The organism is Amycolatopsis kentuckyensis (assembly GCF_041679295.1).
Lineage (GTDB): Bacteria > Actinomycetota > Actinomycetes > Mycobacteriales > Pseudonocardiaceae > Amycolatopsis > Amycolatopsis kentuckyensis_A.
The window spans coordinates 548,296-568,665 of the sequence record NZ_JBGDMD010000003.1; the positions used below are offsets into that span (position 1 = coordinate 548,296).

The window sequence follows — 20,370 nt, forward strand, 5'->3', positions numbered from 1 at the left end:
TGTCGGCGCCATGACGATCACCCACGTGCAGTTCCTGACCCTGCCCGTCGCCGACCACGCCCGGGCGCGCGACTTCTACGTCGGCAAGCTCGGCTTCGAAGCGCTCGTCGACCGCCGCACGCCGGAAGGCGGCCGGTTCGTCATGGTCGCGCCGAAGGGGGCGAAGACGGGTGTGGTGCTGACCGACCAGCAGGTCACCGGGATCGAGCCGGGTCCGCGGCACTTCCAGCTGCAGACCACCGACCTCGACGCCGACGTCGCCGCGTTGCGGTCGGCCGGCGTCGAGGTCGCCGACCCGGACGAGCGGCCGTGGGGGCGGGCGACGTCGTTCCACGACCTCGACGGCCACGCGATCGGCCTGCTGCAGCCGTCGGACTTCGGCAACGTGCCGAACTGATGCCGGTCAACGACGACGTCTTCGCCGCCCTCGCCAGCCCGGCGCGGCGGGAGGTCCTGCGGCTGCTGCTGGACGGCCCGATGGCCGCGGGGTCGATCGCCGAGCGGTTCGACATGGCCCGGCCCAGCCTGTCGGAACACCTTCGGGTGCTTCGGGAGGCCGGCCTGGTCAGCGAGCAGCGGCAGGGCCGCCACCGCGTCTACCGTCTGGACGCGGCCCCGCTCGAAGAGGTCGCCGACTGGCTCACGCCCTACGAGCGGTTCTGGCGCAGCAAGCTGGCGAACCTGCGCGACCTGCTCGACGAGGAGGACCTGTGACCGACGACGACCCGACCGCGATCCACGTCGACCAGTTCCTCGCCCACCCGGCCCGCAAGGTCTGGCGCGCGCTCACCGAACCGGACCTGCTGGAACGCTGGATCAAGATGCCCAACGACATCAAACCCGTGGTGGGCCACCGGTTCCAGCTGCTGGCCGAGCCGGTGCCCGCGGCCGGGTTCGCCGGCGGCCCGGTGGCGTGCGAGGTCCTGGAAGTCGAGCCCGAGCGCAAGCTCAGCATCCGCTGGGGTCCGCAGTGGACGGTCACCTGGCGGCTGGCACCGGAGGGCACCGGCACCCGGCTCTTCCTCACTCACGAGGGCTTCGACCCGGACGACGAGTTCCAGCGCATCTCCCGCCGCATCATGGGCGGCGGCTGGCGCTCCCACGTGCCGCGCGCACTGGCCCGGTTGCTGGACACCCTCGACGACGAGGGCCCGTCACCGATCCGACCGGAAGTAGGCCGCCCATCGAGCAATCCGGAACGTTGCCGCGAAAGTCATCGGCCGTGGCTGTAGTCGGATCGGTGACAAACGGCGCAGTACGATCGGGAGGTGACTCCCGCCGCCGCTGAGCCCACCGACTCGAAACCGCTGCGCGCCGACGCCCGGCGCAACCGGGCGCGCGTGCTGGAAGCGGCCGAGAGCGTGTTCGCCGCCAAGGGCACCGGGGCGCCCACCGAAGAGGTCGCCCGCGCCGCCGGCGTCGGCATCGGCACGGTGTTCCGGCACTTCCCGACGAAGGAAGCCCTTCTCGAGGCCGTGCTGGTCGCTCGGCTGCACCGCTTCGCCGACGAGGCCGAAGCCGTCGTGGCGGCCGACTCCGCCGACCCGGGGGCGGCGTTCTTCACCTTCCTCGCCGGCTGGATCGAGATGTCCAGCGCGAAGAACGCCTACTTCGAAGCGCTCACCGCCGCCGGGGTCACCGTGCCGAAGGCGAAGTCCGAGATCGGCGGCCGGCTGCTCGGCGCGCTCGGGGTGCTGCTGTCCCGGGCCCAGGCCGCGGGCGCGGTCCGCGAGGACCTGGTTCCCGGCGAGCTGATCACGATCATCATCGGCGTGGCGAAGGCGGCCGAATACGCGGGCCCGGACGCGCGGCTGCGCGACCGGGCCGTGACGATCCTCTTCGACGGTCTCCGCCCGTTAGCGGGGGAGCGGCGCTGAGCCCACCGGCGCCAGCGTCGGGCGCTTCGCGGTGAGCGTGTCCCCGGAGGATTCGCCGCGCAGCCGGCGACGCACCCACGGCAGCGCGTGTTCCCGGGCCCACTGCAGGTTCTGGCTGCGGCGCGCGGCCGGGCTGAGCACCTCGCGCGGCCCCAGCTCGGCGCCCGTCAGCGGATGCTCGACGCCCAGGGCGGCCAGGACCGCGATGGCGACCTCGGTGTGGCCGTAGGCGTTGAGGTGCAGGCGGTCCGGCGCCCAGAACCGCCGGTCGCGCAGCTGCCGCATCGCCCACATGTCCACCAGGTGCGCGCCGTGGCGCGTGGCGATGGCGCGGACGAACTCGTTGTAGATCGCGACCCGCCCGCGCATCTTGCGGAACAGCGCGTCCTCGACGCCGTCGACCCCGGTGAACAGCACCAGCTCGGCCCCCGCCGCGCGGATGCGTGCGACGGCGGTCTCGTAGTCGGTCATGAGCGCGTCGATGTCGACCTTCGGGCGCATCAGGTCGTTGCCGCCGGCGTAGAGGGTGACGAGGTCGGGCCCCATGGCGAGCCCCGGTTCGAGCTGCTCGCCGAGGATCTGCGGCAGCAGCTTCCCGCGGATGGCGAGGTTGGCGTACCGGAAGCCCGGCTCGCGTTCGGCGAGCTGTTCGGCGACGCGGTCGGCCCAGCCGCGCACGCCGTTCGGGGCGGCGGGGTCGTCGTCCCCGACGCCTTCGGTGAACGAGTCCCCCATGGCCACTAAGCGCTTGCTCATGTCGCTAGTTTAAGCGGCCCCCTACCGCGTGCCTTCCGCCCGGGGCGGAATCCCTGGCGCACCGCCGCCGGCGGCCGGTACACGGGAAAGATGACGTCCTACGACGCGATCGCCGACTGGTACGAGACGACGTTCCTGCCCGGACAGCGCGAGGATCCCCTGGAGCTCGGCCCCGTGCTCCGGGACCTCCTCGGGCCCGGCTCCGGGCTCTGTCTCGAGCTGGGCTGCGGCACCGGCGCCCACGCCGGCCGGCTCCGGGAGCTCGGCCGGACGCCGCTCGGCCTCGACATCTCCGCCGGCATGCTGCGTCACGCGGCACGACGGCTGCCCGTCGTACGCGGCGACGGCGAAGCCCTCCCCGTCGCCACCGGAGCGCTGCCCGCGGTCGCGTCCGTCATGGTGCACACCGACATGCCCGCCTACCCGGCGGTGCTGCGCGAGGTGGCACGGGTGCTGGCGCCCGGCGGGGTGTTCGTCCACATCGGAGTGCACCCGTGCTTCTGCGGTGCGTTCGCCGACCGGTCCGACGAGCGGGCCGTCGTCCTCCGGCCCGGGTACCGGGAGCCCGGCTGGACGACCGCGTCCTGGACCGACCGCGGCCTGCGGGACAAGGTCGGCGCCACCCACCGGCCGCTGCCCGAACTGCTCCACGCCGTCCTCGACGCGGGCCTGGTCTTCGAACGGTTCGCCGAAGGCGGCGCACCCACGCCGACCGTCCTGGGCTGGCGGGCCGTCAAGCGCTGACCTGCCGGGCCCGGTGGTCGGCGACGTGCACCCGCGTCGCGCAGCGGGTCGAGCAGAACCGCCGGCGGCCGTTGCGGGACGTGTCGACGTACGCCGTTTCGCACCCCTCGCGGCCGCAGATGCCCAGCCGGTCCGGGGCTTCGCAGACCAGGTGCGCGAGGCCACCCGAGGTGTACGCGCGGACGCGGCCCACCGGTCCGGCGTCTTCGGCCGAATAGTGCAAATGGGGCGGTTTGCCGTCGTGGGTGGTGATGTACGGGCGGCACGCCGCTTCGGCCAGCAGGCCGTTGACCAGCTCCGGGCGGTCGGCCGGCTCGGCGGCGAACACGGGCCGCAGCCGGCCCGCCCACGCCGCGATCCGGGTCGCCTCGTCGTCGGTCAGCGCGGGGATGGACATGCCGTTGCGGACCATCCCGGCCAGCAGCTCACTCGCCGACCCGGCGTTCACCAGGTCGGCGGCCACGAGCGCGGCCGGCCCGCCGTAAGGGTTGAAGTGCACAAAGCCATTACAGCACGATCGGGGGCATGGACGGAAACCGTTGCCCCCGCTGCGGCTGGCCGCTCGCCGAACTGCCGGCGACCGCGGCCCGGCCCGCCACCCACCGGCTCGACTACGTGCGCTGCGTCTGCGGCAGCTGGCTCGCCCGCCTCGACGGCGAAGTCGTCGGCGCCACGCGGACGCCGTGACTCACAGGTCGAGCACGCCCGCGGCGTTGTCGTCCCACTGGTCGACGCGCCGGATGTACTCGTACAGCGCGCGGCTGCCGCGCACCCACCGGCCCTGGTCGGCGATCGCGAGGTCGTCGGCCCCGGCCCGGCGCGCCTCGGTGGCGAACCCGGACCGCAGCGAGTGCCCGGTCACCGGGTACGACAGGCCCGCGCGGACGCCCGCCCTCGTGAGGATCTGGTTGACGCCGGTGGTGCTCAGCGCCGGCGCGCCGACGTTGCCGTGCCGGTCGACCCGGCGGAACGCGGGTCCCTCGGCGATCCCGGCGCCGGACCGCCACGCGTGCCACGCCCGCACCGGGTCGGTGTCGGGGCTCTCGCGCCGCGGGACCACCATGGCGCCGGTGCTCTTGCCGTGCCGCACGGTCACCGCCAGGCCCCGGTCGTCGACCGGTTCGACGTCGGTGACCAGCAGGTTCGCCAGGTCCGAGCACCGGGCGGCGATCGGGAACCCGATCAGCAGCATCGCCCGGTCGCGAGCTCCGGCCAGGGTGTCGGGGCAGGCCCGCGACATCGCCCGCAGGTCGGTGAGGGTGACCATGGTGGCCTTGCCGCGGCCGCGCTGGATGCCTTCGCGGGCCAGCCGCTGCCGGTAGCCCTTCAGCGCCCGCCACGCGGCGCGGCTCGCTTCGGGGTCGACGACGACCTTGTGGTGGCGCAGCCCGGCGAGCGCCCCGGTCAGCCGCCGTTCGATCGTCGACGGCGCCGCCGGAGCGGCCCGCTCGGGTACTTCGGGCACGGCCCGTTCGCCGGGCCGCAGGGTCCGGCCGCGTTCGAGCCACACGACGAACCCGGTGAGCGCGCCGATCGACGCCGACAGCGGCGGGATCCCGGCCTCGGCGGTGTAGTCCTGCCAGACCTGCCAGTCCTGGGCGTAGGCCTTGAGCGTGTTGGGCGGCCGTTGCTCGTCGACGTGCCGCGCGGCGGCCTCGTCGAGCAGGGCGAGCCGGTCCTGTGGACTCAGGGCGGCAGCGGTCACCGGTTCGAGCTCGGGCACGCGCCGAGGTTACGGGATCATTCTTCGCGGAGGCTGTCGATCCGGGCGGGCGCCGTTCGTGTCAGCGGTGACGGCAGCGAAAGGAACCGACGTGAAGCAGTACCTGCTCAGCATCTACCAGCCCGACGGGCCGACCCCGCCCCCGGACGTGCTCGACGGCGTGGTGAAGAAGCTCGACGCCCTCAACGCCGACCTCAAGGCCGCCGGGGCCTGGGTGTTCGCCGGTGGGTTGCACCCGCCGTCCACCGCCACCGTGCTGCGCGCGGACGACGGCGGCACCCTCGTCACCGACGGCCCGTTCACCGAGGGCAAGGAACACCTCGGCGGCTTCACGATCATCACCGCGCCCGACCTCGACGCGGCGCTGGCCTGGGGCAGCCGGCTCGCCGACGCCGTCGCGCCGCTGCCGGTCGAGGTGCGGCCGTTCGCCGGATGACCGTCGAGGAGGTCTTCGCCGCGGAGTACGGCCGCGCCGTCTCGGTGCTGGTCCGCGTCTTCGGCAGCATCGACGTCGCCGAAGAAGCCGTGCAGGACGCCTTCACCGAGGCGGTCCGGCGGTGGCCGGAAGCCGGGGTCCCGCCCAGCCCGGCGGGCTGGATCATCACCACCGCCCGCCACCGCGCCATCGACCGGCTGCGCCGCGAGGCCGCCGGCGCGGACAAGCACGCCCAAGCGGCGTTGCTGCACGCCACTCTTTCGAACGACACCGCCGAGCCCGTGGAGGAGGGCGCCGTGCCCGACGAACGGCTCCGGCTGATCTTCACCTGCTGCCACCCCGCCCTCGCCCGCCCCACCCAGGTCGCGCTGACCCTGCGGCTGCTCGGCGGCCTGACCACCGCCGAGATCGCCGGCGCGTTCCTGGTCGCCGAACCCACGATGGCCCAGCGGATCGTCCGCGCGAAGAACAAGATCCGCGACGCCGGCATCCCGTACCGCGTCCCGCAGGACGCCGACCTGCCCGCGCGGCTGTCGGCGGTGCTGGCCGTGCTGTACCTGATCTTCAACGAGGGCTACACCGCGAGCGCGGGAGCGGACCTGGTCCGCGACGACCTGTGCCGCGAGGCGATCCGCCTCACCCGCGTCCTGGCCGGCCTGATGCCCGACGAGCCCGAGGTCTGGGGCCTGCTCGCGCTGATGCTGCTGATCGACGCCCGCCGCGCGACCCGCACGACCGCGTCCGGCGAAGTGGTGCTGCTGGCCGACCAGGACCGGTCCCGCTGGGACGCGGACCTGATCGCCGAGGGCCAGGAGATCGTCCGCCGCTGCCTGCGCCGCAACCAGCCGGGCCCGTACCAGGTCCAGGCGGCGATCCAGGCCGTCCACAGCGACGCGCCGACGGACTGGTCCCAGGTCAAGGCGTTGTACGACCAGCTCATCGCGTTCACGCCGACGCCGGTGGTGGCGTTGAACCGCGCGGTGGCGGTCGCCGAGGTCGACGGTCCCGCCGACGCGTTGGCCCTGGTCGACGAGCTGGAGTTGCCGCGCTTCCCGCTGTTCCACGCGATCCGGGCGGACCTCCTGGCACGGCTGGGCCGGAACGCGGAAGCGACGGCGGCCTACACCGCGGCCATCGATCTCACCCGCAACTCCGCCGAGAAGGCCCTGCTGGAACGGAAGCGCGCCTCAGCGGATCCCGGGTGAGAGCACGTAGGAGAACCGGCGGACCCGGGGCACCCACGTCTGGAAGACGCGGACGTCGGGCAGCGTCACCGCCGCCGTGAGCTCGGCCAGGCTGGCGTGGAGGTGCTCCCACTGCGCCGCCTCGTCCGCGGCGATCCGGCCGACGGCCTCGCTCACCCAGTGCTCGTCCCGCTCCACCGGCCGCAGCCGTTCGACGAAGGCGTTCCACGGAGTCTCCGGCGCGGCCCGCAGCAGCGCATCGGCGAACCGGCCGAGCAGGCGGCCGTGCGCGGTGCACGTACCCAGCAGCACGACGACGGCCTCGTATTCGCCGCCGAGGAACGTCGAGGCGTCGGAGAGATCGCGCGTGGCCCGCAGCATGCGGTAGAGGTTGATCAGGCGCTTGGCGTCCCGGGGTGTGTCGACCAGCCGGTCCAGCCGGGACAGCAACGCGATCTCCGGATCGGTCAGCGGCCGCGGGATCTCGACCGGCCGCCCCGGATCCAGCTGCGCGGCCACCTGCGAGCCGGGCTCGACCGGCATGACCGGCGCACCCGTCGGGGCCACGACGCCGGTCCCGGCGTCGTGCGCGGGCTCAGTCTCCCGTCGCTGACCGGCGTCGGCGGCGGCCGGGGTTTCGGCCATCGACCACAGCAGCCGCTGCAGGCTGCCCGCCGGCATCCGCGGCAGCACCAGCGGGATGTTGAGGATCTTCTCCAGGTAGTCCTCGGGCGTCACGTGCCAGCCGTCCGCGCGCACGACGGCGTCGGCTTCGATCAGCCGGTCGTAGTGCGTGCTGAGCGAGCGCAGCAGCCACCGCGGGTCGACCCCGACGACCACGACGAACAGGTCGAACGCGAGCAGCAGGTGCACCGCCTGCAGCACGTCGACGACCTGCTGCGGGCTGCACCGGTCGAGGTCGTCGATGTAGAGCACGATCCGGTCCAGCGGACGGGCGCCGTCCTCGCCGTCGGCCACCGGTGCCGTCATCAGCGCGACGAGCTTCTCGAAGTCCTTGCGGATGGTGGAGATCAGACCGAGGTTGCCCCGGTAGTCCTCGCCTCGGGACCGTTCGGCCAAGAACGCGTACAGCCGCCGTCCCGGAGTCAGCTCGGTGAGCTGCCGGCCCAGCTCCCCGATCCGGGTGACGACCTCCGCCAGCTGCTGTTCGGCGATCTCCTGGTCGGCGTCGGCCTTGCGCAGCGCGAGCAGCTCCTGCTGGGCGCCTTCGTCCAGCCCGCCGCGCAGGTCCTCGGCGAGCACCCGCAGGCGGCGCAGCCCGGCGCGGGCGGCACCCACCAGCGTGAGCCCGGCCGCGGCCAAGCCACCGAACACGACGCCCACCCCGGCCAGCCACGCCTTCACGTCCGGTACGAAGGCCGTCACCGCCACGCCCGCCAGCAGCACCACCGCGGCGGTGACGAGTGCGGCCCGGCCGTGCCGGTAGCGCGCGATCCGGCCCAGCGCCTCGGCCTCGCCGTGCGCGCCGCGCATCTCGTCGGCCAGCAGGCGGCCCTGATCGGCCAGGTCGCCGACGCCGAGCTTGCGCCACAGCCCGTCGTACTGCTCGTGGAAGGCGCGTGACTTCCGCAGGGCGCGCAGCAGGTCGCCGGCCCGCACCTTGCGATCGCGTTCGGCGTCGCCGATCCGGCGTTTCAGCGCGGCGGCCTCGGCCTGGGCGCGCTCGGTCACCGCGGTCAGCTGCTTGCGCTGTTCCAGCTCGGCGGCGAGCTGCTCGCGCAACCGGGCCCCTTCGCGGAGCCGGGCCTGGTGCTCGGCGTCCGGCTCACCGCGGAGCCGGGCGGGCTCGGCGAGCTGGCGGAAGATCTCGTCACCGAGGCTGGCCCACAGGTTCGCGTCGGCGTAGTGCCAGGCGTTGAACCCGACCTGGGCGATCTTCGCGCAGTGGCCCGGCGTGCCCTCCAGGGCCTTGACCTGGCCGCGCAGCATGCCCATGAAGAAGCTCTTGCCCGAGCCCCACTCGCCGAAGACGCCGATCGACAACGGCAGCGGCGTGTCCTCGGCGGCGATGACGGTGGCCAGCATGGAGACGTACGGGGTTACGCCGAGGTGGTCCTCGGTCAGCGCGATGCTCTCGTTCGGGTCGACCAGGTCCCGGGCGACCCCGCCGGCGAGCTGGCTGTCGGAGAACACCGGAACGCGGGGGCGCGGGGCCGGCTCGGGCGCGGTGGTTCCCGGAGGGGGAAAGGCAGCGGAGCCGGGGACATCGGCGGCCCACTGCTTCCGGATCGCGTCGAAGGTGGGGGAGTAGTCGGAGAAGAAGACGACCTCGCGGATGCCGGACTTCACGGCGAGCGCGCCGCGGATGGCCGCGCGCGCGGCCACGGACGCCTGCACCCCGAGCCGTCCGGTGGCGAACAGCGGCAAGGCGATGGCCGTCGCGCCGAGGCCGGCGGCGGTGGTGATGGCCGCGGTCGTCGCGGTCGTGATCGCGGCCGGAGTCGGGTCGTTGCCGCTCTCCTTGTCGTGGGGTGTGGCGAGGACGGCGAACCGCAGCCGCCTGCCGCCGGTGTGCGTGCCCAGGTTCAGGACGCGGGGCTCGGCTGGCGTGATCGAGCCGAGGTCGACCCGGCGCCAGCCGGCCCCGGGGAACTGCTCCTGCATCGCGTCGCCGACGCCGCCGTAGGTGGCGCCCACGGAGATCGCCAGCGCGTCGACCGGAAGATCCCACGGTCGCACGGTCCACGCGGCGGCGTAGGAGACGCCGTCGATCGTCTGGAGCGAGACCACATAGTCGTCGTTGTCGCCGATCTCCATGCGCTCACCGGCTCCTGACTCGTCGAGAACAGGCCTCCGTTACTACCAGATCCCCCTTCCGCTCGATCGGCTCGTCTGAGTTCGGATATGTGACCTTATCCGAACTCAGATGGTCGTTCAGCTCTCTTTTGATTTTGAACAGTTGCTTTTCATTCTGATTAGAAGGTTTGATAGGGTGGCGATCATGACGGAAGAGGCAGGTCAGCCGCGGATTTGCGAGTACCGGCGCTGCGGGGCGCCGCTGCCGCCGGCGGTGGGGCGGGGGAGCCGAGCGCGGTTCTGTCAGGACGGCAAGACCTGGGGCCGGCGGAACCTCTCCTGCCGGGACGCCGAGGCGGTCCTGTCCGACGCCGAGTCGCTGCGGGAAAGCGACACCGAGCTGGACGACACCGCCGTCACCGCGCTCGCCGGGCAGGTCGACCGCGTGCTCGAACCCGCACGCGGCCTCGTCGAGACGCTCACGACCCTGCGCCACCAGCTGGAAGCCACCACCGCGGCCGCCCTCGCCGAACGCGACGCCGCCTTGGCCGAGGCCGACGAGCACCGCCGTCAGCGCGGACTTGCCGAAGCCGACGCCACGCAAGCCCGCGAGATCGCCCAGGAGGCCTCCGCCACCGCTGCGGCGGCCAAGAAGGAGAAGGCCGCGGCGATCCGGGAGCGGGACGCGGCTCGCGGCGCCCAGCGCGAGGCGCTCCACGAACAGCAGCGCGCCGAGGGGCAGCTGGCCGCCGTGCGGGACGAGCTGGCCCGGGTCGCCGAGCGAGCCGACGCCTCTGTCGCCCTCGCCGGTGAGCGCGCCGGCACGATCGCGACGCTGACCGCCGAACTCGCGACCACCCGCGCGGCCCTCGACGAGGAACGCGGACGCAGCCAGGCCGCGGAGAGCCGCGCCGACTCGACGGCGGTCCGGCTCGACGCGGCGGAATCGCGAGCCGACGCCGCCACCGCGCGGCTCGACGCGGCGCACGAACAGCTGAGCAAGGCAGCTACTGCCCACCAAGCCGCCCAGGAGCAGGCGCGGATGGACGCCGACCGCCTGCGTGCCCGCTTCGACGAGCGCCTGGCCGAACTGCAGGCGGCACACGAGCAGACCGTCCGGTCCATGCACGAGACCACCACGAACCTCGGTGCCGAACTGCGCGCCGGCGCCGTCCGGGCCGACACTGCGGAACGGGCGCTGACCAGGGTGTTGACGGTCTTGCGGGAGACGCCGGGGCTGGAGCTGCCCGACGACGTCACGGCAATGCTTAAGTAGTTACTTGACTATTTGAGCGCGACGAGCATACTTAAGTACATGCTTGACCATGAGCTGGACCTGCTGTTCCGCGCCCTGGGTGACCGGACGCGGCGGGCGCTGGTGGAGCGGCTCGTGCGCGGACCGGCGTCGGTCAGCGAGCTCGCCGAGCCGCTGACCATGTCGCTCGCCGCCGTGGTGCAGCACCTGCAGGTGCTCGAAGCCGCCGGGATCGTGCGGTCGGAGAAGGCCGGCCGCGTCCGGACCTGCCGGATCGAGCCGGAGGTGCTGCGCGCCGGCGAGCACTGGCTGGGGCGTCAGCGCACGGCGTGGGAGAGCAGGCTCGACCGGCTCGGCGACTTCCTCGCCGAGCCGCCCGGCACCTCCGAAGGGAGCACGACATGACCGTCACGCACGCCACCTTCACGCTGGAACGCAGCTACCCCGTCCCGCCGTCGCGCGTGTTCGCCGCGTGGGCGGACCCGGCCGCGAAGGGCCGCTGGTTCGTCCCCGACGGAACGCACGAGCTGGACTTCCGCGTCGGCGGCCGCGAAACCGTCGACGCCACGGGCCCGGACGGCACGGCGTTGTCCGTCGTCTCGGCCTACCACGACATCGTGCCGGAACAGCGCATCGTCTACTCCACGACGCTCAGCGGCGGCAAGACGCTGGCGACGGTCTCGATCACCACGGTCGAGTTCGCCGCCGAAGGCAAGGGCACCCGGCTGGTCCTGACCGAGCAGGGGACGTTCCTCGACGGCGCCGAAGAACCGGCGTGGCGCGAGCAGGGCACGGGCGACTGGCTCGACCGGCTGGGCGAGGCCCTCCGATGACCGTGGCCCTCACCGCGCTCGTCGAATCGCGGGTCGCGGCGGTGGCGGCGAAGGACGTCGAGACGCTGGTGGCGCAGTACGCCGAGGACGTCACGCTGTTCGACGCGCTCGGTCCGCTGCGCGACACCGGCCAGGACGTCGAACGGAACCGGCTGCGGGAGTGGTTCGGCGGCTACCGGACCTCGATCGACCTGCGGATCCGCGATCTCGAGGTGGTCGCCGACGGCGACGTCGGGTTCGCGCACTACGTGTTCCAGGTCCGCGGCACCCTGACCGACGGCACCGACGTGGACATGGCGGTGCGCGCCACCCTCGGGTTCCGCCGCGATGCCGACGGCTGGAAGATCGTGCACGAGCACAGTTCCGTGCCGCTCACGCCGTCCGGTACCCCTGCGGGCTGACGCCGAACTCGCGCTTGAACGCCGCGCTCAGCGCGAACGCGCTGCCGTAGCCCACCTGGCGGGCGACCGCCGCGATCGTCGACTCCGGGTGCTGGCGCAGCAGATCCGCCGCCAACGCCAGCCGCCAGCCGGTCAGGTAGGCCATCGGGGTCTCCCCGACCGTCGCGGCGAAGCGGCGGGCCAGCGCGGCCCGGGAGACGCCGGTGTTCGCGGCGAGCTTCGCGACCGTCCACGGCTCGGCCGGCTGGTGCTGCAGCAGCCGCAGCGCCTGCCCGACGACCGGGTCGTCGTGGGCGCGGTACCAGGCGGGCGCGCTCGTGTCGGGCCGGTCGAACCACGCCCGCAGTGCCGCGATCAGCAGCACGTCGAGCAGCCGGTCGAGGACGGCTTCCTGCCCGGGCACGTCCCGGCCGATCTCGCCGGCCAGCAACGCGACCAGTGGCGTCGGCCAGTCCGCCGCCCGCAGGACGATCAGGGCCGGCAACGCCGCGAGGAGCTTCTTGCTGATCTCCCCTTCCATCCCGTAGGTGCCGGTGAGCAGCACGACCGGGCCGCCGGTGCCCCAGGTGCGGACGCCCAGGTCGGCGTAGTCGGTGAGGTGGCCGCCGTCGGGGGTGCGGCACTCCTGGCCGGGCAGGATCAGCGCCTGCGGCGGTGTCGCCGGGTGGTCGGCGACCAGGTACGGATCGGGGCCGCGGGCGATCGCGACGTCGCCTTCGCCCAGCAGGACGGGCTCGCCGGCGTCCGGGACGATCCACGCCTCGCCGCGCACGACCGACACCACGGTCAGCGGTGCCCGGTCTTCGATGCGCAGCGACCACGGCGGGGTCAGCACCGAGCGCAGCAGGAACGCGCCGTGGGCGCGGGGGCCGTCAAGGAGCGCGGCGAGCGGATCCATGGGCTCAGTGTAGACGCTGGAACATGCGATCGAGCTTGTGAACCATGGAGAGTCTCACCGCGACCCGGTTGACTCACTGCCATGACAACGAACTTCCTGGTGGTGGGCGGCACCGGCAAGACCGGCCGCCGTGTGGCGGACCGGCTGCGGGAGCGCGGCGTGGGCGTGCGGATCACGTCGCGGCGCGGGGCGCCGCCGTTCGACTGGAGCGATCGCGGAACCTGGGCACCGGTGCTCGAGGACGTCGGCGCGGTCTACCTGACCTACTACCCCGACCTGGTCGTGCCCGGCGCGGCCGCCGACATCCGCGCGTTCGCCGAACTGGCGGTGGCGCGCGGAGTCCGGCACCTGGTGCTGCTCTCGGGCCGCGGCGAAGAGGAGGCCGAGGCGTGCGAGCGGATCGTCGCCGAGGCCGGGACGGGCTGGACGGTCCTGCGGTGCAGCTGGTTCGCGCAGAACTTCAGCGAGCACTTCCTGCTCGACGCGGTGCGCGGCGGGGAGATCGCGTTGCCGGCGGGTGCGGTGACCGAGCCGTTCGTCGACGTCCGCGACATCGCCGACGTCGCGGTGAAGGTGCTGACCGAGCCGGGCCACACCGGCCGGCTGTACGAGCTGACCGGGCCGCAACTGCTGAGCTTCGCCGACGCGGCGGCGGTTATTGCGGCCGCGTCGGGGCGGGATGTCCGCTATGTTCCGGTTTCCGGCGAGGAGTACGCGGCCGCGGCGGTCGAGTACGGCGTGCCGGCCGAAGAGGCGGGGGCGTTGAGCGAGCTGTTCGCGCGGGTGCTCGACGGCCGCAACGAGTCGGTGACCCACGACGTCGAGCGGGTGCTGGGGCGGCCGGCGACGGACTTCGAAGACTTCGCGCGGGACGCGGCGGCGGCCGGGGTCTGGGCGCGGTGAAGGGGAAGGTGAGACCGATGTCCACTGTGGTGCTGGTGGCCGCGCTGGTCGCGGCCGGGTTGATCGCCGGGTTGTTCTACTCCTACGCGTGTTCGGTGATGCCGGGAATCGGCCGGGGCGACGACAAGACGTTCGTCGAGGCGATGCGCGGGATCAACGTCGCGATCGTCAACCCGGTCTTCCTGCTCACGTTCCTGGGCGCCCCGCTGCTGGCGGGGGTGGCGATCTTCCTGAACCCGGGGCCGCGGCCGTGGGTGATCGCCGGGTTCGCGTGCCTGGTGGCGATGATCGTGATCACCGGGGTGGTGAACATCCCGCTGAACAACGCGCTGGAGTCCGGCGGTGACGACTACGCGGCGGTGCGGGCGAACTTCGAGGCGGTGTGGGTGCGCTGGAACGTCCTGCGCGCGGTGGTGAGCACGGCCGGCTTCGGCTGCCTGGTCGCGGCCGTGCTCACCGAGCGCTGATCAGTCCGCGAGGCGGAAGAGCAGGTCGGTGACCCACTGGGCGGGGTCGGGGACTTCGAGGGGGTTGGTGCGCAGCACTTCCAGGCGGCCACCCCACTCCTCGCCGCCCGCGCCTTCGGTGACGTCCCACGTGACGCCCTCGGCGGCGCCCCAGGCCAGGACCGCTTCGGTCGCGGCGGCCAGGCCGTCGGGGGCGCCGACGTAGGTGTCGAGCACGTACTTCCCGGCCGGGACCTCGCCGAGGAACGCCGGCTCCTCGGGGGTGAAGCCGCCTGCGATGGGGACGCCGGCTTCGACGGTGAACCGCATGCCGGGGTGCAGGACGCGGTAGCGGAAGAACGGCGCGCCGGCCGGGACGATGCCGTGCCCGGCGAGGGTGCCGATCAGCGGGGGCAGCCGGTCGGCGATGCGCGGGAACTCCTCGATGCCGAGGGTCGCGCGCTCGGCGACGTAGGGCTGGGCCGGTCGGTCCACAATGGACGGCATCAGGGTTCCTCCGGGACGAAGACGGGCCGGACCTCGATGCTGCCGTAGGTCGCGGCGGGGTGCTTGGCCGCGATCTCCAGGGCTTCGTCGAGGTCGTCGCACTCGAGGACGACGTAGCCGCCGATCTGTTCCTTGGCTTCGGTGAAGGGGCCGTCGGTGAGCAGCACTTCGCCGTCGCGGACGCGGATCGTGGTGGCTTCCGACGGTGGGCGCAGGCCGCCGCCACCGTGGATCTTGCCGCGGCGGGCGAGGTCTTCGCCCCAGCCGTCGCACCCGTCGTACTGGTGTTCTTCGGCGGTTTCGTCGCCGGCGATCAGGAGCAGGTACCGCACTTCAGCGTCCTTCCAGTACTTCGCGCAGCCGCGCGGCGAAGGCGCCCGGTTCGGCCATGAAGCCGCCGTGGTCGCCCGGGAACAGTTCCGGCTTCAGGTCGAGGTCGGCGGCCAGCGCGACGCCGGTGTCGTGGGCGAGCTGCCCGGCCGACTGCTCGCCGACGGCGACGACGAGCCGCGCGGACGTCGCCCGCAGCGCGTCGAGGTCGGGGTCGTAGGCGCCGGTGGCGGGCATCAGGTGGCCGAAGAAGTAGGCGAAGTTGCCTTCGGCGCGCGGGTCGAGCGGCGGTGCGGGGTCGATGCCCAGGAGCGCCATGAACGCGGCGAAGGCCGGGGCGAGGCCGTGGTCGCGGTACAGCGCGGGGATGTCGGGCCCGTCCGCGGTGGGTGCGTGGCGGGTGATCGGCGGCTCGTGCAGGACGACCGTGCGGACGTCGCCGGGGTACCGGACGACGTGGTCGAGCATCGTGATGGCGCCGCCGCTGTTGGCGAACACGTCGGCGGGGCCGACCTCGGTGAGCAGGCGGTGCACGTCGTCGGCGTGCCGGCGGATCGTGTTTCCCGCGGGTTCGCCGTCGAGGGGGCTGCGACCGAGGCCGCGGGGGTCGAACGTGACGACGGTGTGGTCTTCGGCCAGCACCGGCCGGATCGCGGTGAACACGGCGGCGTCGGCGGGGCCGCCGGGGACCAGCAGCAGCACGGGGCCGCGGCCGGTGACGTCGTAGGTGAGCGTGGCGCCGGGGACGGCGAGGGTGGTCATGGGCGTTCCTCCGGAGGTCGGGTCTCGCCCGACCGACGAACGGGCGTGCCCGGGACCGACAGCACTTCCGAAATTCTTCGCGACAGGTAGGCGCGCTCGGCTTCGGTGGGCGCCAGATCCCTGGCTTTCGTGTACCACTCGGCGGCTTCGGCGGTCCGTCCCAAGCGGCGGAGGAAGTCGGCGCGGGTGGCGGGCAGCAGGTGGTAGCCGGGCATGTCGAGCTGGTCGAGCAGGGCGAGGCCGGCGAGCGGGCCGTCGGCCATGCCGACCGCGACGGCCCGGTTGAGCTCGACGACGGCACTGGGGACGAACTTGCGCAGCTCGTCGTAGAGGCCGGCGATCTGGGCCCAGTCGGTGTCGGCGGGCCGGGCGGCGGTGGCGTGGCAGGCGGCGATCGCGGCCTGGATCTGATACGGCCCGGGCTGCCGCCGACGCAGCGCCGTCTCCAGCAGCTGGGTCCCTTCGGCGATTTCGCCGGCGTCCCAGCGGGTGCGGTCCTGTTCTTCGAGGGGGACGAGCTGGCCGTCGGCCCCGGCGCGAGTGGCGCGGCGGGCGTGCTGCAGCAGCATCAGCGCGAGCAGGCCGAGGACCTCGGGTTCGTCGGGCATCAGCCGGGCCAGGACGCGGGCGAGGCGGACGGCTTCGGCGGCGAGGTCGGGGCGCAGCAGGTCGGGTCCGGCGCTGGCGGAGTAGCCCTCGTTGAACGTCAGGTACAGCACGCCGAGGACGGCGGCGGTGCGTTCGGGCAGCAGGTGCGCGGGCGGGACGCGGTAGGGGATCCCGGCGCCCTTGATCTTGCGCTTCACCCGCACGAGCCGCTGGGACATGGTGGCTTCCGGGACGAGGAACGCGCGGGCGATCTCGGCGGTGGAGAGGCCGGCCAGGGCGCGCAGGGCGAGGGCGACCTGGGCTTCGGTGGCCAGCGCGGGGTGGCAGCAGGTGAAGATCAGCCGGAGCCGGTCGTCGGTGACGCCGGAGTCATCCGGTTCTGGCTCGTCGGGGACGTGCATGAGGGCGGCCTCCCGCAGCTTGGCGGCGCCGGCGGTGTCGCGGCGGAGCCGGTCGGTGGCGCGGTTGCGGGCGGCGGTGGTCAACCAGGCGCCGGGCCGCTTCGGGACGCCGTCGCGGGGCCAGGTGCGCAGGGCGAGGGCGAACGCGTCCTGCGCGCACTCCTCGGCGAGGTCCCAGTCGCCGGTGATCCGGATGAGCGTGGCCACGACCTGGCCCCACTCCTCGCGGAACGCCTCCGCGACCGCGGTCTCGACGTCCACCGTGCCTCCTTCGCGCCGGGTCACCCTCCCGACGAACGACCGGGGCCGGGACCGACAGCCGCCGCGGCTGGGCTCGGCCGGCGTCTTGAATGAGTCATTCAGGACCTCCCAAGACCTGAATGACTCATTCAAGACCTCTCGAGCCGGGCCTGCTGTTCTCGGCTTCCTCCTACCCGGCCGCCGCCGCGTGGCAGGCGCCGAAACCCTCGGCACGGGCGACGATCCGGCCGTTTTCGACGCGTACGGCCGCTTCGGTGGCGTCGCTGACGGCGGTGACCCCGGCGGCCGCGGCGAGTTCGCCGGTCGCGTCGCAGACCAGCCGCAGCCGGGGCCGGGCCGGGGGTTCGACGGCCTGGTCGAGGCAGCCACGGAGGTCGGCGACGGCGAGGCGGGCCAGGGGCGCGAGTTCGCCGGGGTCGCTGGTGACGAGCACGGCGGTGACGTCGGCGCCGGCGCGCACGGCTTCTTCGAAGGCGGCAGCGCGGTGCAGGCCGAGGACGGTGACGACGCCGTCGCCGGGCCGGATCGGCTCGCCGGTCAGCAGGTCGGTCGCGGCCGGCGGGGTCCAGGGGTCGCCGGCGGGCCGGGCCTGGGTGGTGATGGGCGGGGTCGCCGGCCAGTCGTCGTCGAGGTGCAGGTCGAGCAGCGCGGTGCAGGCGGTGACGATGTGGAACGGTTCGCCGAAGCCGGGTGCGGCCGCGGCGAGCTGGCTCGCGCCGTGCAGCGTCGTCAGCGCGGCTTCGGCGACGCGCACGAGACGCCGGCCGGGGCGGAGCCGTTCCAACGCGAGCCCGAGCAGGATCGCGTTGACGCGCATGAGCTGCGCGAACGGCCGGCGGGTGTGCTCGTCGGCGAGGATCTCCGGGAGCAGGTCGCGGCCGAGGCGGGCTTCGCCGCTGTCGGCGTCGGTGGCCAGGGGCAGCCGGGCGACCCAGGCGCGGGCGAACACGGCCAGGGCGTCGGTGGCGGTGGGGTCCACCGGCGGGGTCGCGGGTCGGGGTGCGCGTTCGGCGAGGTCGGCCAGGACGGCGAAGTACAGGGCCCGTTTGCCGGGGAAGTTGGAGTAGACCGCGCCGCGGGTGAGCTCGGCGCGTTCGGCGATGACGTCGATCTTGGCCTCGCGGAAGCCGCGCCGGGCGAACTCGTCGCGGGCGGCGGCGAGGACCTTCGCGCGATTGCGTTCCTGGGTTTCCGCCCTGCTGAGCCTGACCATCGTCCTCCTTGCCGTGGCGTCGCGAGCCAAGATACCGTGACCACTGAGATGATTAGAACATCTGATATCAACATCTGGAGTGGTGGATGACCCCCGAGATCGACCTGACCGACTTCAAGGTCCTGACTGACCCGTTCACCGCCTACGACCAGGCCCGGGAGGTGAGCGCGCTGGCCAAGCTCGTCATCCCCGGCTTCGGCCCGTTCTGGGCGCTGACCCGCTACCGCGAGGCCCGCGCGATGCTGGCCGACCCGCGGTTCGAAGTCCGCTCGGAGAGCTTCATGCGCCCGTCCGGCATCCCCGAGCACTGCCTCGAGTACATGCGGACGATGGCCGAGCAGGACGGGCCTGAGCACCTGCGGCTGCGGCGGCTGGTCGCGCCGGCGTTCACCCCGAGGCGCGCTGCGCGGCTGCGGCCGCGGCTGGCGGCACTCACCGACCGGCTGCTCGACGAGCTGCCGGACCACGCCGTGGACGGTGTCGTGGACCTCGTACCCCACTTCGCCCGGCCGTTGCCGATGGACGTCATCTGCGAGATGGCAGGCATCGCCGAGGCCGACCGGCCGCGCTGGCGCGAGTACGGCGCCGCGGTCGCGAGCGGGGTCGGCCCGGACTTCGCCGCCGCGATCCCGGCGATCATCGAGGGCGCCAAAGAGGCCGTGGTCCGTAGCCGCGCCGAACCGGGCGACGACCTCATCGGCGACCTCGTCCACGCCCAGGACGGTGACCGGCTCACCGACACCGAGCTGGTCACGCTCGTCTGGCACCTGGTGCTGGCCGGGCAGACGCCGGTGAACCTGATCGCCAACGCCGTCGAGGCGCTGCTGCGGCACCCCGACCAGCTGGACCTGCTGCGGGCGGACGCCGGGTTGTGGCCGGGCGCGGTCGAGGAGCTGATGCGCTTCTGCAGCCCGCAGCTGCTGACCACGCCGCGGTTCGCCCGCGAAGACGTCGAGATCGACGGGCAGCTGATCCGCGAAGGCGAGCGGGTGACGGCGGCGATGGTGGCCGCCGACCGCGACCCGCGGGCGTTCGGCGACGCGGACCGCCTCGACGTCACGCGCACCGGGCCGGCGCAGCTGGGGTTCTCGCACGGCCCGCACTTCTGCCTGGGCGCGTCGATCGCGCGGGTGGAGACGGAAGTGGCGCTTTCGGCGCTGTTCCGGCGCTTCCCGGACCTGGCGCTGGCCGGCGACGTGCCGCGGGCGCCGGACGGCGGGACCTGGCGGCCGGCGAAGCTACTTCTGACGCTCTGACACGAGTGCTTCGATGCCGTCGAGGACGCGGGCGAGGCCGAAGCGGAAGGTGTAGGCCGGGTCTTCGGCGGCGTTGTGGGCTTCGCCCGCGGCCTGACCGACGCGCGAGGCCAGGGGGTAGTGCTCGGTCGCGGCGGCCGGGATGCCGGCGAGCACCGGTGCGGCGCGTTCCCACCACTGCGCGTCGGTCAGGCCGCTGGTGCGGACCAGGTGGGCGGCGTCGAGCGAGCTGCGCGCGGTGGTCCGCACCAGGCCGGTGACTAGGGCGACGGCGGCGTCCATCTCGACGTCGTCCAGGCCGATGCCGTCGATCGCGCGCAGCTCGTGTTCGTACTTGGCGAAGCTGTGCGGGCCCAGCGCCGAGCGGCTGGTCGTGACCTGCAGCAGCCACGGGTGGCGGTGGAACAGCGCCCACTGCTCCTCGGCGATCGCGGTCAGCGCGGCGCGCCAGCCGAGGTCCGGGTCGGGGACGGGCAGCTCGCCGTGGGCGTGGTCGATCATCAGGTCCAGCAGCTCGGCGCGGCCCGGCACGTAGGTGTAGAGGGACATGGGGGAGACGCCGAGCTGCTCGGCGACCCGGCGGATGGTGACGGCGTCGATCGTGTCGGCGTCGGCCAGCGCGACGGCCGTGCGGACGACGTCGGCCGTGGCCAGCTTCGGTTTCGGGCCGCGCCGCGGGGGTGCGGAGACGCCCCAGAGCAGTTCGATCGCCCGTCGCGGGTCGCCGTCGCCGTTGTCCTCGGTGCTCACGCCGCTCATTCTGCCCACCGAATTCCCGTACGTCGTACAGAGTTGTGCTATCCTCTTCTTCGTACACA

At 73.3% G+C, this 20,370-nt stretch carries 26 protein-coding genes; 15 read left to right on the top strand and 11 right to left on the bottom strand.

Annotated features, from left to right (window positions below; all coding sequences use genetic code 11):
- The first annotated feature begins 10 nt into the window (after positions 1 to 10).
- The 4 genes from ACERZO_RS14095 to ACERZO_RS14110 are packed head-to-tail and all read left to right on the top strand — an operon-like array spanning position 11 to position 1,877.
- A complete protein-coding gene (locus ACERZO_RS14095; RefSeq protein WP_372665071.1) occupies positions 11 to 397 on the top strand; it encodes a VOC family protein in 387 nt (128 codons plus the stop codon).
- On the top strand, positions 397 to 714 hold the full coding sequence (locus ACERZO_RS14100) for a metalloregulator ArsR/SmtB family transcription factor (protein WP_372665072.1): 318 nt from the start codon (positions 397 to 399) through the stop codon (positions 712 to 714). Before ACERZO_RS14095 ends, ACERZO_RS14100 begins: the two co-directional genes overlap by 1 nt.
- Complete coding sequence (locus tag ACERZO_RS14105) at positions 711 to 1,232, top strand: SRPBCC family protein (protein WP_372665073.1); 522 nt, start codon at positions 711 to 713, stop codon at positions 1,230 to 1,232. The genes ACERZO_RS14100 and ACERZO_RS14105 overlap by 4 nt, the downstream gene beginning before the upstream one ends.
- Before the next feature lie 36 nt (positions 1,233 to 1,268).
- Positions 1,269 to 1,877 carry a TetR/AcrR family transcriptional regulator gene (locus ACERZO_RS14110; protein ID WP_372665074.1) on the top strand — a complete coding sequence of 203 codons (609 nt, stop codon included), beginning with the start codon at positions 1,269 to 1,271 and terminating at the stop codon, positions 1,875 to 1,877.
- Here the strand turns inward: ACERZO_RS14110 and ACERZO_RS14115 are convergent.
- Positions 1,857 to 2,633, bottom strand: a complete 777-nt coding sequence (locus ACERZO_RS14115) for an SGNH/GDSL hydrolase family protein (protein WP_372665075.1) — start codon at positions 2,631 to 2,633, stop codon at positions 1,857 to 1,859. The genes ACERZO_RS14110 and ACERZO_RS14115 overlap by 21 nt on opposite strands.
- A gap of 90 nt (positions 2,634 to 2,723) precedes the next feature.
- Here ACERZO_RS14115 and ACERZO_RS14120 point away from each other — a divergent pair, with 90 nt between their 5' ends.
- Complete coding sequence (locus ACERZO_RS14120; protein WP_372665076.1) at positions 2,724 to 3,377, top strand: class I SAM-dependent methyltransferase; 654 nt, start codon at positions 2,724 to 2,726, stop codon at positions 3,375 to 3,377.
- On the opposite strand, the gene ACERZO_RS14125 is transcribed toward ACERZO_RS14120, so the two are convergent.
- Positions 3,367 to 3,876 carry a CGNR zinc finger domain-containing protein gene (locus tag ACERZO_RS14125; protein ID WP_372665077.1) on the bottom strand — a complete coding sequence of 170 codons (510 nt, stop codon included), beginning with the start codon at positions 3,874 to 3,876 and terminating at the stop codon, positions 3,367 to 3,369. The two genes, ACERZO_RS14120 and ACERZO_RS14125, sit on opposite strands and share 11 nt — an antisense overlap.
- 26 nt (positions 3,877 to 3,902) lie before the next feature.
- Between ACERZO_RS14125 and ACERZO_RS14130 the strand changes: the two genes are divergently transcribed.
- On the top strand, positions 3,903 to 4,064 hold the full coding sequence (locus ACERZO_RS14130) for a hypothetical protein (protein ID WP_167379534.1): 162 nt from the start codon (positions 3,903 to 3,905) through the stop codon (positions 4,062 to 4,064).
- 1 nt (position 4,065) lies between these two features.
- Here ACERZO_RS14130 and ACERZO_RS14135 read toward each other — a convergent pair whose 3' ends face one another.
- Entirely contained in the window at positions 4,066 to 5,100 is a 1,035-nt protein-coding gene (locus ACERZO_RS14135; RefSeq protein WP_372665078.1) for a site-specific integrase, read from the bottom strand.
- A 91-nt stretch (positions 5,101 to 5,191) separates the two neighbouring features.
- Here ACERZO_RS14135 and ACERZO_RS14140 point away from each other — a divergent pair, with 91 nt between their 5' ends.
- Together ACERZO_RS14140 and ACERZO_RS14145 are read left to right on the top strand one after the other, a co-directional pair.
- Positions 5,192 to 5,536 (top strand): YciI family protein, encoded by a 345-nt coding sequence (locus ACERZO_RS14140; protein WP_372665079.1) that lies wholly within the window; start codon positions 5,192 to 5,194, stop codon positions 5,534 to 5,536.
- Positions 5,533 to 6,741 carry an RNA polymerase sigma factor gene (locus ACERZO_RS14145; RefSeq protein WP_372665080.1) on the top strand — a complete coding sequence of 403 codons (1,209 nt, stop codon included), beginning with the start codon at positions 5,533 to 5,535 and terminating at the stop codon, positions 6,739 to 6,741. The genes ACERZO_RS14140 and ACERZO_RS14145 overlap by 4 nt, the downstream gene beginning before the upstream one ends.
- Here ACERZO_RS14145 and ACERZO_RS14150 read toward each other — a convergent pair.
- A complete protein-coding gene (locus ACERZO_RS14150; protein WP_372665081.1) occupies positions 6,724 to 9,498 on the bottom strand; it encodes a P-loop NTPase fold protein in 2,775 nt (924 codons plus the stop codon). The two genes, ACERZO_RS14145 and ACERZO_RS14150, sit on opposite strands and share 18 nt — an antisense overlap.
- Before the next feature lie 184 nt (positions 9,499 to 9,682).
- Here ACERZO_RS14150 and ACERZO_RS14155 point away from each other — a divergent pair, with 184 nt between their 5' ends.
- The 4 genes from ACERZO_RS14155 to ACERZO_RS14170 are packed head-to-tail and all read left to right on the top strand — an operon-like array spanning position 9,683 to position 11,966.
- Complete coding sequence (locus ACERZO_RS14155; protein WP_372665082.1) at positions 9,683 to 10,753, top strand: hypothetical protein; 1,071 nt, start codon at positions 9,683 to 9,685, stop codon at positions 10,751 to 10,753.
- A gap of 39 nt (positions 10,754 to 10,792) precedes the next feature.
- Positions 10,793 to 11,137, top strand: a complete 345-nt coding sequence (locus ACERZO_RS14160; protein ID WP_372665083.1) for an ArsR/SmtB family transcription factor — start codon at positions 10,793 to 10,795, stop codon at positions 11,135 to 11,137.
- On the top strand, positions 11,134 to 11,565 hold the full coding sequence (locus ACERZO_RS14165; protein ID WP_372665084.1) for an SRPBCC family protein: 432 nt from the start codon (positions 11,134 to 11,136) through the stop codon (positions 11,563 to 11,565). Before ACERZO_RS14160 ends, ACERZO_RS14165 begins: the two co-directional genes overlap by 4 nt.
- Entirely contained in the window at positions 11,562 to 11,966 is a 405-nt protein-coding gene (locus ACERZO_RS14170; protein ID WP_372665085.1) for a YybH family protein, read from the top strand. The genes ACERZO_RS14165 and ACERZO_RS14170 overlap by 4 nt, the downstream gene beginning before the upstream one ends.
- Here the strand turns inward: ACERZO_RS14170 and ACERZO_RS14175 are convergent.
- Positions 11,938 to 12,864, bottom strand: coding sequence for an AraC family transcriptional regulator (locus ACERZO_RS14175; protein WP_372665086.1), 927 nt, complete (start codon positions 12,862 to 12,864; stop codon positions 11,938 to 11,940). The genes ACERZO_RS14170 and ACERZO_RS14175 overlap by 29 nt on opposite strands.
- An 81-nt stretch (positions 12,865 to 12,945) precedes the next feature.
- Here ACERZO_RS14175 and ACERZO_RS14180 point away from each other — a divergent pair, with 81 nt between their 5' ends.
- Positions 12,946 to 13,767 (top strand): NmrA family transcriptional regulator, encoded by an 822-nt coding sequence (locus ACERZO_RS14180; RefSeq protein ID WP_372665087.1) that lies wholly within the window; start codon positions 12,946 to 12,948, stop codon positions 13,765 to 13,767.
- Between the two features lie 17 nt (positions 13,768 to 13,784).
- Positions 13,785 to 14,234, top strand: coding sequence for an anthrone oxygenase family protein (locus ACERZO_RS14185; protein ID WP_372665088.1), 450 nt, complete (start codon positions 13,785 to 13,787; stop codon positions 14,232 to 14,234).
- Here the strand turns inward: ACERZO_RS14185 and ACERZO_RS14190 are convergent, their stop codons facing one another.
- The 5 genes from ACERZO_RS14190 to ACERZO_RS14210 form a co-directional block, all read right to left on the bottom strand.
- Positions 14,235 to 14,720 (bottom strand): AraC family transcriptional regulator, encoded by a 486-nt coding sequence (locus tag ACERZO_RS14190; protein WP_372665089.1) that lies wholly within the window; start codon positions 14,718 to 14,720, stop codon positions 14,235 to 14,237. It abuts the gene before it with no gap.
- Positions 14,720 to 15,052 (bottom strand): YciI family protein, encoded by a 333-nt coding sequence (locus ACERZO_RS14195; RefSeq protein WP_372665090.1) that lies wholly within the window; start codon positions 15,050 to 15,052, stop codon positions 14,720 to 14,722. The genes ACERZO_RS14190 and ACERZO_RS14195 overlap by 1 nt, the downstream gene beginning before the upstream one ends.
- A 1-nt stretch (position 15,053) precedes the next feature.
- Positions 15,054 to 15,812, bottom strand: coding sequence for an alpha/beta fold hydrolase (locus ACERZO_RS14200; RefSeq protein WP_372665091.1), 759 nt, complete (start codon positions 15,810 to 15,812; stop codon positions 15,054 to 15,056).
- Positions 15,809 to 17,083 (bottom strand): RNA polymerase sigma factor, encoded by a 1,275-nt coding sequence (locus ACERZO_RS14205; protein WP_372665092.1) that lies wholly within the window; start codon positions 17,081 to 17,083, stop codon positions 15,809 to 15,811. Before ACERZO_RS14205 ends, ACERZO_RS14200 begins: the two co-directional genes overlap by 4 nt.
- Positions 17,084 to 17,252: 169 nt before the next feature.
- Entirely contained in the window at positions 17,253 to 18,296 is a 1,044-nt protein-coding gene (locus ACERZO_RS14210) for a TetR/AcrR family transcriptional regulator (protein WP_372665093.1), read from the bottom strand.
- Positions 18,297 to 18,382: 86 nt separating this feature from the next.
- Here ACERZO_RS14210 and ACERZO_RS14215 point away from each other — a divergent pair, with 86 nt between their 5' ends.
- Complete coding sequence (locus tag ACERZO_RS14215) at positions 18,383 to 19,552, top strand: cytochrome P450 family protein (protein WP_372665094.1); 1,170 nt, start codon at positions 18,383 to 18,385, stop codon at positions 19,550 to 19,552.
- Here ACERZO_RS14215 and ACERZO_RS14220 read toward each other — a convergent pair.
- A complete protein-coding gene (locus tag ACERZO_RS14220; RefSeq protein WP_372665095.1) occupies positions 19,535 to 20,311 on the bottom strand; it encodes a TetR/AcrR family transcriptional regulator C-terminal domain-containing protein in 777 nt (258 codons plus the stop codon). The genes ACERZO_RS14215 and ACERZO_RS14220 overlap by 18 nt on opposite strands.
- Between the last annotated feature and the right edge of the window lie 59 nt (positions 20,312 to 20,370).